The sequence below is a fragment of the Sporosarcina sp. P32b genome (genome assembly GCF_002743335.1).
GTDB lineage: Bacteria > Bacillota > Bacilli > Bacillales_A > Planococcaceae > Sporosarcina.
In genome coordinates, this window is record NZ_PDZB01000012.1 from 79,158 (window position 1) to 93,148 (window position 13,991).

The following is a 13,991-nucleotide window of genomic DNA, read 5'->3' on the forward strand; positions in this document are numbered from 1 at the left end:
GACAAGGAAATCCGTATAGTGAATTAGATAATTTCTATCTGCAACAGCTTTTTGTTATGAAGTCGTCCATTAATAATTGATAGTAAGATATATGTTGATTTTAATGATGATGAATCATATCACTCAAGTCATCAGAATACATGTCCTCATCGCCTGGCTTGATTACAATACTTGCCTCTGTTGTAATAAACATCGCTGCAACAGAGGCCGCATTTTGAAGTGCGGTACGTGTCACTTTAGCAGGATCAACAATTCCTTGTTCCCACATATCTACCCATTCACCATTTAGCGCATCAAACCCTACTCCATCTACTACCGTTTTCAAATGCTCTACAATTACCGATGAATTAAAGTACCCTGCATTTAAAGAGATTTGGCGGACTGGTTCCTCTAGTGCACGTAAAAATAGCTTCACCCCGACTTGCTCATCTCCAGAAGTTGTATCTAATAGCTTGATTACTTTTTTATAAACATTTAAGTATGCTACTCCTCCGCCAGGTACAATTCCTTCTTCAACAGCGGCGTGAGTTGAACTTAATGCATCTTGAATACGAAGCATTTGGTCCTGTAGTGCTGCGTCTGTATATGCCCCTACTTGAATGGTTGCTATACCGTTAGCCAATTTACTCAAACGCTCCCTTAAGTACTTTTGATCTTCTGGATTCATAGATGAATTATTATGTTGCTCATAGATAGAATTCACATGCGATTCAATGTCACTTTTCTTTCCACCACTACCAATAATCACAGTATTATTCTTAGAAACCACAATCTTCTCAGCATGACCTAGACTTTCCATAGACATTGACTTTAAATCTAGCCCGATATCTTTTGTAATGACTTGACCGCCAGTTAGGATCGCTAAATCCTCTAACATAGCCTTTTGTCTTTGACCAAAGCCGGGAGCTTTAATTGTTGTAACATCGAGGTTCCCTTTAATTTTATTAAAAATAATACTCCCAACAGCTTTTTCTGAAATACTTTTTGCAATAATTAAAAGCGGCTTATTTTTTTCATTTGTATATTCAATTACTGGCAGAACCTCTTGTAGCTCATCGATACTATAATCAGTAATTAAGATGTATGGATTTTTCAAAATCGCTTCCATTTTTCTCTCATCAGTTACCATGCGTGTAGAACTATAACCTGTATTAACCTGTGTTCCTTCCGTCACTTTAAGCTCAGTCGTAAATCCATGTGATTTTTCAAGTGTAATTACACCGTCTTTTCCAACATGCTCCATTGCCTCAGCAATAATCTCCCCAATTTCACTGTTTCCCGAAGAAATTGTGGCAATCTGAGCTATTAATGCTTTACTTTGGACTTCTCTTGATAGCTTTTGCAATTTTGTAGTGGCAACAGTTAACGCCCTTTCAATTCCTTTTCGAACATATACAGGATTTGCTCCCGCAGTAATGTTTTTCAATCCTTCTTTAATCATCGCTTCAGCCAATACAATTGATGTCGTCGTTCCATCACCCGCAACAACATTCGTTTTTGTCGCTACTTGGATAAGTAACTGTGCGCCTATGTTCTCAAAAGGATTTTCAAGCTTGAGATCCTTAGTTATTGTTGCTCCATCATTTACAATTAAAGGTGGACCGACTTCTTGTTGAAGAACGACATTCCTACCTTTGGGACCAAGTGTTACTTTAACTACATTAGCTACCTTTTCGACTCCTTGTAACATAAGTTTACGTGCGTCTTCATCGAACTTCATATATTTTGCCATGAGTAGACCCCTCCTTATGCAATTCAAACTACATATAATAGTTTGTTTCACTTAACTTAAAGTTAAACTTTTCAGTAACTCTAACGTTTTATTCAAGATACAAAACATAAAATTTAAGTAGATGTCGGTAAGAATAAAATTCTTCCAACATCTACTTAAATTTTATTAACTATATTTCAATCTATTTACTCGATGAGTCCTAGTTCTTTCAAAAGTTTTCCTACTAAATCATATGTTTCTGTGACATTCTTTTGTGAATCTTCAGGATTCAAGTAAAATTGCTTCGCATTTATGCTTTCAGTGTATTCTTTGTATTCATCACTTTCATGTGCTTTCTTAAATGCATCATGTAATACTTCTAGCTCCGCTTCCGGAATTTCTTTTGGTGCAAATAACATACTGAATGCCTGAATGCCTTCATGTAGGCCTAAGTTTCCAAGTGATTCTGCGTCTTCATATTCTGTATCTTGACCAAATTCAAATATTGGTTTAAGTGTTCCAGCTTCAATATGTTCTAATGCATCGCTTGGCATAACAACAGCACCATCGATATTCTTACCTAATAACGCTGTAATCCCTTGTGAACCACCTTCATATGTTATGTTTTTAACATCGAGATTAAGTTCTTTTGCTAAAGCAACCATGTTTAGATTCGAAATACTACCCGGCCCAGTTGTTGCATATGAGAATTTACCAGGATTAGCTTCTGCGTATTCCTTCCATTCCTCAAAGTTATTATACGGAGCATCAGTACGCACCATAAGCAAAGGAATAGGTGCAAAATCTTTCATAATAGGTTGAAAACTATCATGGGAGAATGATGCGTCACCCATATGTGGTAGCACACTAACATGAGAAACTGAGCCGTAAGCGATCGTATAACCGTCTGGCTTAGCATTCATTAATTGAGTCATAGCAATAATTCCGCCGCCACCTTCAACATTTTCAATATTAAAGGATTGATCATTTGGTAAATTACTTTCAGCTAGTTGTGTTAGTTTACGTGCACTATTATCAGGAAACGACCCTGGAGCATAAGGAACTAGCACTGTTATTGGTTTTTCAGGAAAATCTGCTTTTCCTGATCCTGTATCTTTTGAATTGGCATCTCCTTTACCTGAGCATGCTGTGATGATCAAAAGCAATAATGCTGACAAGATAATTCCTGTAATTTTTTTCAATGTTGTATCCCCCTTATTATTTAGTACATCTATTTCTAAAATTCATCATCTTGAATTACTCTCTAGTTTCTTTCTTTTTCGACGTTCACCAAACTTCCTGAAAACCGGTGTCATTAACATTAAAATAATGATTATTAATAATAGTAATGAAATTGGTCTTGTAAGGAAAATAGAGTAACCACCTCCCGAAATTAATAAAGACCGTCTCAGGCCGACTTCAATGACCGGACTCAATACAAAGGCCATAACAAAAGCGGCAATTGAGAAGCGGGATAGAACAAAGAGAAGTGAAATAAGTCCTAAGATTAGTGATAGCCATATATCAAAATATCTGTTAGTCGCTGAAAATCCACCAATTATGGCGATAACATAAACAATTGGCATAAGAAAAGAATTCGGTACTACTAACACTCTTGCAAATAAAGGAGTAAGAAGTCTTCCAATTATGTATAATGCGAGTGTAGTTAGTAGGAAACCATATAGTATGCCGTATGTTAATGTAGGATCTTTTGTAAAGATTCGTGGTCCGGGCTGAATACCGTGGACGATAAATGCACTCATTACTACTGCTATCCCTACTGAGCCCGGAATGCCTAATGCAAATAAAGGGATAAGCGCACCACCAACTGAAGCGTTATTCGCTGATTCAGGTGCAGCAATACCTTCTGGATTTCCTTTTCCAAATGTTTCTGGACTTTTGGATAACTTCTTTGCAGCAATATAAGAGAACCACGCAGCCGCAACAGTTCCTAATCCAGGTAACAAACCTGATATTGTTCCAATTGATGAACCTACGCCAATTGGTTTAGCAATCCTTTTCATATCCTTCCTAGTTAACTTTGTAGAAAGATTACTCGCTTGAGATGCAAATTGAGTGTGCAGATCATCCTTTACTACTTTTAAAATTTCCGGTATTGCAAATATACCGATTAATAAAGCGACAATTCCCAAGCCTTCCATCAGTTCCAATTGCCCCATAATAAAACGAGGTTGACCGGTAAACATGTCCATGCCGATCGTACCTACCATTAAACCAAGTACAACTGAAATTAAGCTTTTAGTCATTTCACCTTTCGGACTAATTGACGCTACTGCAATCAATCCCATCAAACCTAACAAGAAAAACTCTGGATCTGATAGTCTTAGCGCAAAATTTGCAAAAGGTTCTGTGAAAAATATTAAACATAGCGCTCCTACAATTCCTCCAATTACACTCGCATTTAAGGAAATTCCTAAAGCTTTACCTGGAGATTCATTTCTTGCTAAGGGTATACCATCTTGAGCAGTAGCGACTGCTGCTGGAGTCCCCGGTATGCCTAAAGTAATTGCAGATATAGATCCACCGTATTCAGCTGCTTGGAAAGCTGCTAGTAATAATAAAACAGCCGCTACTGGTTCCATTGTATAAGTAAACGGTAGTAAAAAAATTACTGCCATTGTTGCACCTAATCCTGGTAATGCGCCAATAATTAATCCTACAATAGTTCCTACAAAGATCGCTATTAAGTTTGAAAGCGTTAACAAAGTCATGAAGTCAAAATCTAAAAAGCTCAAAGTATTCCCCCCTCCCTAAAAAGTTACGTCTAAAAGTAAACCGAAAAACACATAGATAATGACAAGAACAGAAGATGTAGTAATAGCGTTTATAACCAACATTCTTTTTGACTTTCTATCCGCTTGGTATAAATAAATCAGACTGAATAGGAATATAAAAGTTATAATATAGAAGTAACCAACATTCACCCATAAGAATATATATATAGGTGTTAATATTATTGTAGCTACAACCATCTTCCAATTTCCTAAATCTATTTTCTCACTTTCTTTTTCTAAAAGTGTTTGTATTATACTTAAGATCGTTAAGGCTATAAGAATAATTGCCAATAATCTTGGAAAGTAATCTGCTCCTATTTCTCCAGAATCTGAACCCGTCAATCTTCTCAGACCATTAGTTGAAAGATAATATATAATACCTATCAAACCAGTCCCTAATAATAAAACTACTGACAATGCTTTTGAATTCAATACACTCACCTCTTTTTTCGTTTGCGGAATTCACTTACTAATATGAAAATTGTAACTGACGATTTCATCTATGTCAATATTTTATTTTTCAGTTTTTTAACTATTTATTCATTTGATTACGTAAGGTTTAAAACGTCTGCTTATCCATATTTCAATATAACTACAAGTCTTTCTACTATTGTTCTAGACTGAATTACCACTCATAATTATAGCGACACCGGAATTCGCTTTACACATGAGCATCTTATAGAAATTCATACTTATTGCACCACTACAGGAATGAACAGTGAACTTTCACTATTTGGGAATTCTAATTAAATCTGAGTGTCTTTGTTTGCTTCTTATGAGATAATACAAGAACTAACGTTTCCATCTTATCATTGAAAGAGGTGTTCCCATGAAACCGGTCATCCTAGCAGAAAAACCAAGCCAAGCAAAAGCTTATGCAGATGCATTTACTACTCGTAAACATGATGGCTATACAGAAATCCAACCATGCCAGACATTTCCTCAAGGTGCCTTCATTACGTGGGGCGTCGGTCATCTAGTAGAATTGAAAGAACCACATACATACAATCCCGCCTGGAAACGCTGGTCGCTCGGTAGTTTGCCTATTTTGCCAGAGCGCTACGAATTTCAAGTCGCACCAGGAAAATATAAGCAATTTCAAGTCGTTAAAAAGCTCATTCGGGCAACGGATCATGTCATTAACGCATGTGACGTAGACCGCGAAGGATCCAATATCTTTTACTCCATCTACTACATGACGGGAGCTCGCAACCAGAAGATTGAGCGCTTATGGATTAACTCGCTAGAATCCGATGAAGTACGTAAAGGCTTCGAGAATCTACGAGATAATCGACAAGATCTACAACTTTATGAAGAAGCAAAGGCGCGCCAAATTAGCGACTGGCTCGTAGGGATGAACGGTTCAAGGCTCTATACATTGCTTTTGAAAGCCAAGGGAGTTCAAGAAGTATTCCCTATCGGTCGCGTTCAATCACCAACCGTATATTTGATTTACCAGCGACAACGCGAGATCGAGACATTCGTGTCAGAGCCATTTTTCGAAGCAGAAGCTATTTTCACAGCAGAAAAAGGAATATATAAAGGAAAAGCTAAATTAAAAGAGCCAAAGCGGGAATTAATTGCAGAAGCGCTAAACAGTCGTAATATCACTAAGCGGACTCCTGGCTTCATTACAGAGTTAACGAATACTGATAAACGAACGCCGCCGCCACAGTTGCACTCCCTTTCTACCTTGCAAGCGACAGCCAATAGACGTTGGAAAGCGAGTCCTGCAACTGTCTTAAAAACGATGCAGACTCTGTATGAAAAAAAGCTCGTCTCTTACCCAAGGACCGATACAAGACATATTACACCGAGTGAATTCACATACTTAGAAGCAGCCATAGAAGATTATCAAAAGTTAATCGAACATCCATTTGAGATAGCCTCGCGTTCACCGAAAAAACGCTATGTAGACAGCTCAAAAGTACAAGAACATTATGCGATCATTCCAACGAAGAAACTGCCTACACAAGCAGCACTGACAAAGTTGTCACCACTCGAACGTAATCTATATGAAGAAGTCGTTCGAACGACGCTTGCTATGTTCCACCGTGATTATTTGTATACTGAAACAAAGGTCACTACGGACGTCAATGGTTTGCCGTTCTTTACGACGGGTAAAACGGAACGTGATACAGGTTGGAAAGAGCTTTTCGCTACACCAAAGAAAGCAAAAGATTCCGAAGAACCGGCCTTGCCACCACTTGAGCGTGAGGAAACCGTGCAAAGTGAAATCGGCATAAAAGAAGGCGCAACCCAACCTCCCAAACCATATACTGAAGGTCAGTTAATTGCGATGATGAAAACATGCGGGAAATTGGTGGAAGATCAAAGTGAGACGAATATTTTAAAAGAAATTGAAGGTCTTGGAACCGAAGCTACACGAAGCGGTATTATCGAGACGATTAAAAAACACGGCTATATATCCGTCACAAAAAACATAGTATCTATCACTGATAAAGGACGCGTACTATGCCAGACTATTGAAGGTAGCCTACTTGCTAGCCCTTCCATGACAGCAAAATGGGAAACCTACTTAAAAAAAATAGGTAATGGTGAAGGCACTGGCCAACACTTTCTCGGTAGCGTATCAAAGTTTATCCAAAAACTGATCGAAGACGTACCCGTCCAACTAGAAAAACAAACAATTGATATTGTGCTACCCCCTCGGCCTTCTTCAGGAAAGGGATCGTACTCAAGAACTGAAGTTGCACCTTGCCCAAAATGCGGCAAAGGCAACATCATTGAACACCCTAAATTCTATGGTTGTAGTAACTATAAAAATGGTTGCAAACAAACCTTCCCAGGACTTTTCCTGAAAAAGAAACTAACTGTACCTCAAGTAAAATTGCTCTGTACGAAAGGACAAACAAACGTCATCAAAGGCTTCACCGCAGCCGATGGAAAGAAGTTCGACGCTGCATTGGAGTTAAAAGAAGGCAAGCTGAACTTGGTCTTTATGTAACTGAAATACTTATACAAAAAAGAAGCGGCACAATGCCGCTTCTTTTTTACATGAGATTATTATACAGACTTGTATTGTACAGTTCTTACATCTTTATAGTACGGGAGACAACAACCGAGAAATCGATTGCTTAAACTTAATCAGTAATGACCTCTCCCCATAACGTTCTTTCGTAAGCTCAGAACTAAGTTTCGCGTCTTGGTTAAACAGATCTGTCAGTTGTGTTGCTACTTTTTCATCATAAACAATCGCAGTCACTTCAAAATTTAAGCGAAAACTACGTGAATCGATATTCATAGTACCTACTACCGATACTTCTTCATCCACTACAATCGTCTTCGCGTGCAAGAAGCCATTCTCATATAATAATACCTTCGCGCCATAATCCAGCAAATCACCTACATACGACCAAGTAGCCCAGTAGACGAAAGGATGATCAGGCTTACATGGAATCATAATCTGTACATCAATTCCTGATAACAACGCAATTTTGCAGGCATCCATAAAGCTTGTATCTGGAATAAAGTATGGCGTCTGAATGTAGACACTTTTTTTAGCAGATAATAATAGCTTGATATACATATTCTTCAGATGTTCTGTCTCAGAATTCGGACCACTCGAGACAATTTGCACTGGACTTGTGCCGATATGTTTTTCGGTCTGGAAGAGGTAATCTCCCCAGTCACCCGGCTCCTTTTTACTGGCCTGATGCCAATCTAAAATGAATTTCCCTTGAATATGATTGACCGCGCCACCTTTAATTCTAAAGTGCGTATCGCGCCAATAACCAAATTTCTTATCGAGTCCGAGATACTCGTCTCCGACATTGAAACCACCAATATACGCAATTTCTCCATCAATGATACAAAGCTTGCGATGATTTCTATTATTGACCCGAAAGTTCACGAGCCGGAACATCGACGGAAAGAATACTTCCACTCCTCCACCCGCTGCACGTAATTCATTATAGAATCTGGGTGGTGTTTTCTTCGAGCCGACTTCATCATACAAGAGCCGGACTTTTACTCCCTCTTTTGCCTTTTGGATTAACAGATCACGCAACTTAGTCCCAAGTGAATCAGACTGGATAATATAATACTGGATATTGATCTCTTTAGTTGCAGAGCTAATATCCTTAAACAATGCAGCAAACTTTTTATGTCCGTCATCAAAGATTTCAATGTGATTATCTTTGGAGAGCAATGCATGAGATGATTTCAAATTCATATGAATTAATTCAGTATGATCTTTTAATAACGGATTACTTTCTAGCCTAGCCAAGTTTTCTGGCAATAATTGTTTGTCTACTTCCGTTTTTTCAGCCTTTCTTTCTGCAACTGAAAGATTATAGAAGTTTTTCTGTTTTAAACTACGTCCAAAGAACAGATAAATAAAGAAACCGACAATAGGAAGGAACACTAGAACCATAATCCACGCCCACGTATTTCCTACATCTCTTCTTTCGATAAATAAAACCCATGCCAATAGCAGGATATTGAGAATTGTGACGATAGATAAGAGCAGTGTAAGGATATTACCAAATTCCATACCGAGCAACATCCCTTGAAGTTCTATCATTTTTTTCCGCTCCATTTCATTAGAAAGTAGTCTTTAATATAGCATATAGCATGAATTTTCGCTGTTATTTCTGTGATTTTATCAAGGTGAGAATTCAGCATACAGCATAAACACTTTCAAAATGGAAGACGGTAAATAGTAAAGATGTATTCGCCTTTTTATACAAAGCACTAGAGGGATGTAGTATTTTAATCAAGTAATACTCATTCTTACTTTTTATTTCGCGTATATATTCCCCGAGAAATAATAAGACAATAACTAATAATCTTCGGTAGTAACAATTTGGCACAGGTATGAGTAGATAAACCCAGTCATTCTTTAAAGCTGATCTGACTCCTGCATTTCTATGCAGAATCCTCTGTTCCACTGAAAAACTCTTCTTTCAATCGCTTCCCATATGCTTGTCCACTTTCGCCTCGTTGCCTAGGAAACTCTTGCATCACGATAGGTAATACTCTTTCCCATAGAACATTCATCACATAGACATCTCGATCAAAATGATAGTCCAGTTCATTTAACGTTAATTGTAGCGATTTAGCGTACTTTCTTTTTTCTGCATCCCAAATCGTCGAGACATTCTCTTTAATATATGCATCTATTTCATCTTCTGTTACCGTAATCCCATAAGCTTCTTCCGCAATATCTAAGGCTTCTTGATAATGATCGGTTTGTTTCTCCGCGATTCCTCTTAGAAATGGAGAAGAGTGTTCCTGTTCAGTTAGATTATTTTTCACACGTAAACGGAACTCTGTCTTATTCGTTGAGAACGATTGGCCTAGCTTGTTATTATGAATGCCGGATTGAATAGATGCCAGCTCGCCTGCTATTTCAGGCATATCTTTTAATACTTTTTCCACGGATTGATTCATCTGGGCATAGTCTATTCCTATCGTTTCAATCTTTTGTTGTTCCGAACTTGCTGTTTGTTTAATTAACAACGTCCCAGCAATCAAGACAGTAAAACAAATTGTAATGAGGTGAAACCGATTGCGAGCAGTCATAGTCATTCGCTCCTTCATCTGTTAAGTCGCTCAAGTATGTCATAGGCAGATTGAAATATTTGTTGAAACAACTGATTATTGTTAAAAACTTTTCTTTGTTATTCGACAATAAAAAACCCAAGACCCCGGAGTGAACCGGAATCTTGGGTAACTATTCATTGACGTGTAGCAGGTGTTTTTTCAATCATAAAGGTTACAACTACGAATAAAGCAAAGCTAACTAATAGCACGGTACCACCTACGATATAGAATATAAGCGCGAATACTTCATTGATATTGAAGGGTTGCATGAACTGCAACCACATACCCGCTGTTAAACCAATCGCACCGATGATCCCTGTCCAGCCTTGCAATGTTAATAGCTTTCTAGCGCGGACTCGGTAAATTTTGTAGAACACACCCCATGAAAACACTGATAACCAACCTACAAGTAAAATATGCGCGTGAATCGGACGAAATGCATACGAACCTGCCCCCGCCATATGGGAACCGAGTACCGTTCCAATTAAACCAAAAATCGCTGCAATGCGAATCAATCGTAAACTCCACTTTTCTTGCATGTTATATTTCCTCCTGTCATCTTTCTACTACATGTATCATAACACTCCAAGATGAACGGAAGATGAACAGCCTGTTACAATTTAGGCAAATACACAATGAATGTCGTACCTTTACCTAGCTCACTGACGACTTCTACTCGACCGTCGTGAAGACGTACCACTTGTTCAACAATAGATAATCCGAGGCCCGTCCCTTCTACTTCACGTGTTCTTGAGTCATCTGCACGATAAAAACGGTCGAATATACGATTCTTTGTTTCAAATGACATACCGATTCCTGTATCTTCAATAGAGAAACAGACTTCATTTGCCTGCTCGGTCAGTCGGATATCAATCGCTTCTCCGTCCGGGGAATATTTCAATGCATTCGACAATAAATTCTCCCACACTTTTTCAAGAAATGCAGGGTCTCCCTCATATGTAACTTCATCAATTTCAAGCATGATAGACATCTCTTTTTCTTGCAATAACCATTGAAATTTTAGAACTGTTTCCTTCACTTGCTGATCAACACGGAATGCTTTTTTCTGCAGTGGAGAGATTAGTTGATCTAGTGACGTCAGCAATAATAGCTGCTTCGTCAATGTCGAGAGTCGTTCTGTTTCCGATTGAATGATTCCTGCATAACGTATGCGCTCATTAGCGGGTAGCTCTTCATCCGATAACAAGTCTGCATAGCCTTTAATATTCAATAACGGTGACTGGAAATCATGCGACACATCACTAACAAATGCCTTTCGAATCTGATCGTTCTCACTTAAACGATCAATCATCTGCTGAAAACTTTTTGCAAGTTGCCCAATCTCATCGCGTCGATCAATTGACAGCTCACTCGTGAACTGCTCCTCACCTACCTTCTTCGTCGCTTTCGTCAACACGACAATCGGTGCAATCAGCTTGCGCGCAACGACAAGCATAGCGAGAATACTGATAATCGCCATGACAATGACCATGCCACCAAGCAAATAGTGAATTTCCGTGAAGAGCATTTTAATATCTGGACGTAAAAATAGTGCATACGTCTTTCCATCGTATATAAATGGTACACCTATTGTATTAGCTGACTCATTGGAGAAATAACCCGTCACGAATGTCTCTGCCTTTAGATCTCGCATGCCATGATAGACTTCACCACTATAGACTTTCTCGATCGCTTCATCCTCAAGGTTATCATCCCGAAACGCTTCGCCATATACGGTTGCGTCTCCTGCAGGCGATTTGACGAGCAACTTATAACCCGTGCTAGCAAGCATATTGAAGTATGTAGGTAAGTCCATCCCGTCATTCGCTTCAATGAACAACGCAATTTGCTCAGCAACTTGAACATTCTTCGCATCGTTTTCACCTTTCAAGTACCGGTGATAATATGTATTGACGGAGAGAAACGCCACTATTGCACTCGCTAGCATAATTCCTACCGTTAACACGAGAAACTTCCCATACAGCGACTTCATTCTGAAACCTCAAGCTTATAACCAACACCACGTATCGTGACAATTTTCACCTGGTTCGTAAGCTTCTCGAGCTTATCGCGTAAACGTTTGATATGTACACTCAACGTCTGCTCATCCCCTTCATAATCAAAGCCCCATACACGCTCTACTAGCACTTCTCGTGTAAATACCTGACTTTGACGAGAAGCCAACACCGATAACAATTCAAACTCCTTTAATGGAAGCAGTAATGACTTCTTACCAAGCACTACTTCATAACTCTGTCGATTGATAACTATTGGACCGATCTGAATCACTCGGTCTATCGCTTTATCATAACGCCGTAAAATAGCATGAATCCGGAACAATAATTCTTTCGGCTCAAATGGCTTCACCAGATAATCATCTGACCCTGCCAAAAAGCCACGCTCCTTATCTTCCATCTCACCTTTAGCCGTCAGCAACAAAACTGGTATTTCCGTATCCTCACGAAGCCTCTTCGTCAGCGTATAGCCATCCATACCTGGCATCATTACATCTACGATGGCTAAATCAGGCCACTCCCTATCGACTACCTCAAGCGCCTCTAGCCCATTCATTGCCTTCACAACGGTATAGCCTGCTTGTCGCAAATGAATACTAACCAACTCTAAAATATGTATATCATCATCTACTACTAAGATCTTCATTTAGTTCTCCCCTTCCTTTTCCACTCTGCATTCAATAACCCAGAAAGAATAATAATGACTGCTGTTAGATAAAACCATAACACAAGCATGATAATCCCTGCTAATTGTCCATACAGCCTAGAATAATCAACCCGTGATACATACTCACCGAATAATAATGAAACGAACTGCCAGCCAAAGGCCGAAAGTAAAGCCCCCGGCAACGCTTCCTTCCATTTCATCTTTCCAGTTGGCATGAGTTGATAAAATAATAAGAAGAACAAAAATAAAAAGAACGTACCAAGTCCCCATTTTATATTGGGCCAAATATACAACCAGCCTTCCCAGGCATCTAGTACATCATAATACGCAATGACGGTATGCATAAGTTTTTCAATTAATGGTAAAAATAGAGACATCGGTACAATCAGCATAAAAAGAATGGTTACACCAAGATTACGAATTATACTAATCCATAGTGGCTGTTGGTGAAGCCTACGGTTCGCCATGTCTAATGAACGTGCAAATGATTGTACCGCAACCGATGTCGTCCACAATGCAGCTAATACACTTAGTGCAAGCAGATTTCCGTGACTTTTATAGAGTACGGACTGAACACTTTGCTCAATCAGCTGAAAAGATTCGTCTGGCACAAATGGACGTAGCAACGCTAAAATACTAGCCTCCTGCACAGGTAGAAATTGCACAATCGACAGCACTACAAGTAAAAAGGGTAACACGGAAAGCAACAAGTAATAAGCGTTCTGCGCAGCCTGATCAAAAAAGCGTTCTTTAAAGAAGCGTTTGATTATCATCATGATCATAGAATCCCCTCCTCTACTATCGTACGTGTCTTACTATCAATATACCCCAACAAACCCTAGACTATTAGGTTAAATGAAATTTTCTAGATAAATTTAATGGTTTCTTAGGTGTTGGAGTGGGAGTGGTGAATGATTGGTTTGGGATATGGAGCGTTTGAGCAGTGTGGTAGAGCACCTGCACGGGGCAATTGAGCGATAGGCGGGTGCTCTATTTATTGAGCGGTTAAGTAGAGCGATAGTGCTAGCATGACTTATTGAGCAAATCTATCAACACCTATGATTTCTTCTATCCTACATTCAATCAATTACCATTATAAAACACAAAAAAGCCACTCCCCAAAGGGAATGGCTTCGCGTGCCTAGCAACGTCCTACTCTCACAGGGGGAAACCCCCAACTACCATCGGCGCTGAAGAGCTTAACTTCCGTGTTCGGTATGGGAACGGGTGTGACC

Annotated in this window: 11 protein-coding genes and 1 rRNA gene; 1 reads left to right on the forward strand and 11 read right to left on the reverse strand. The window is 39.1% G+C overall.

All coding sequences use genetic code 11. From position 1 onward, the window contains the following. Nucleotides 1–100 precede the first annotated feature (100 nt). The 4 genes from groL to CSV64_RS09980 all read right to left on the reverse strand — a co-directional run bounded on the left by groL (nt 101) and on the right by CSV64_RS09980 (nt 4,938). Nucleotides 101–1,732: a chaperonin GroEL gene (groL, locus tag CSV64_RS09965; RefSeq protein WP_099634295.1), complete on the reverse strand. Its 1,632-nt coding sequence runs from the start codon at nt 1,730–1,732 to the stop codon at nt 101–103. 185 nt (nt 1,733–1,917) lie between these two features. After that, nucleotides 1,918–2,913 (reverse strand): Bug family tripartite tricarboxylate transporter substrate binding protein, encoded by a 996-nt coding sequence (locus tag CSV64_RS09970; protein WP_158233027.1) that lies wholly within the window; start codon nt 2,911–2,913, stop codon nt 1,918–1,920. A 45-nt stretch (nt 2,914–2,958) separates the two neighbouring features. Further along, entirely contained in the window at nt 2,959–4,467 is a 1,509-nt protein-coding gene (locus tag CSV64_RS09975) for a tripartite tricarboxylate transporter permease (RefSeq protein ID WP_099634297.1), read from the reverse strand. Between the two features lie 15 nt (nt 4,468–4,482). After that, a complete protein-coding gene (locus CSV64_RS09980; protein ID WP_158233028.1) occupies nt 4,483–4,938 on the reverse strand; it encodes a tripartite tricarboxylate transporter TctB family protein in 456 nt (151 codons plus the stop codon). Nucleotides 4,939–5,335: 397 nt separating this feature from the next. On the opposite strand from CSV64_RS09980, the gene CSV64_RS09985 reads away from it, so the two are divergent. Next, on the forward strand, nt 5,336–7,474 hold the full coding sequence (locus CSV64_RS09985) for a type IA DNA topoisomerase (RefSeq protein ID WP_099634299.1): 2,139 nt from the start codon (nt 5,336–5,338) through the stop codon (nt 7,472–7,474). 93 nt (nt 7,475–7,567) lie between these two features. Here CSV64_RS09985 and cls read toward each other — a convergent pair whose 3' ends face one another. The 7 genes from cls to rrf all read right to left on the reverse strand — a co-directional run. Then, a complete protein-coding gene (gene cls, locus CSV64_RS09990; RefSeq protein ID WP_099634312.1) occupies nt 7,568–9,022 on the reverse strand; it encodes a cardiolipin synthase in 1,455 nt (484 codons plus the stop codon). A 374-nt stretch (nt 9,023–9,396) separates the two neighbouring features. Further along, on the reverse strand, nt 9,397–10,053 hold the full coding sequence (locus CSV64_RS09995; protein WP_099634300.1) for a hypothetical protein: 657 nt from the start codon (nt 10,051–10,053) through the stop codon (nt 9,397–9,399). A gap of 155 nt (nt 10,054–10,208) precedes the next feature. Next, nucleotides 10,209–10,613, reverse strand: coding sequence for a hypothetical protein (locus CSV64_RS10000; protein WP_099634301.1), 405 nt, complete (start codon nt 10,611–10,613; stop codon nt 10,209–10,211). Between the two features lie 74 nt (nt 10,614–10,687). Next, nucleotides 10,688–12,067, reverse strand: a complete 1,380-nt coding sequence (locus tag CSV64_RS10005) for a sensor histidine kinase (RefSeq protein ID WP_099634302.1) — start codon at nt 12,065–12,067, stop codon at nt 10,688–10,690. Continuing rightward, nucleotides 12,064–12,735, reverse strand: coding sequence for a response regulator transcription factor (locus tag CSV64_RS10010; RefSeq protein WP_099634303.1), 672 nt, complete (start codon nt 12,733–12,735; stop codon nt 12,064–12,066). The genes CSV64_RS10005 and CSV64_RS10010 overlap by 4 nt, the downstream gene beginning before the upstream one ends. Continuing rightward, nucleotides 12,732–13,538: a YihY/virulence factor BrkB family protein gene (locus CSV64_RS10015; RefSeq protein ID WP_099634304.1), complete on the reverse strand. Its 807-nt coding sequence runs from the start codon at nt 13,536–13,538 to the stop codon at nt 12,732–12,734. Before CSV64_RS10015 ends, CSV64_RS10010 begins: the two co-directional genes overlap by 4 nt. Before the next feature lie 357 nt (nt 13,539–13,895). Further along, a 5S ribosomal RNA gene (rrf, locus tag CSV64_RS10020) occupies nt 13,896–13,991 on the reverse strand; the annotation flags it as partial.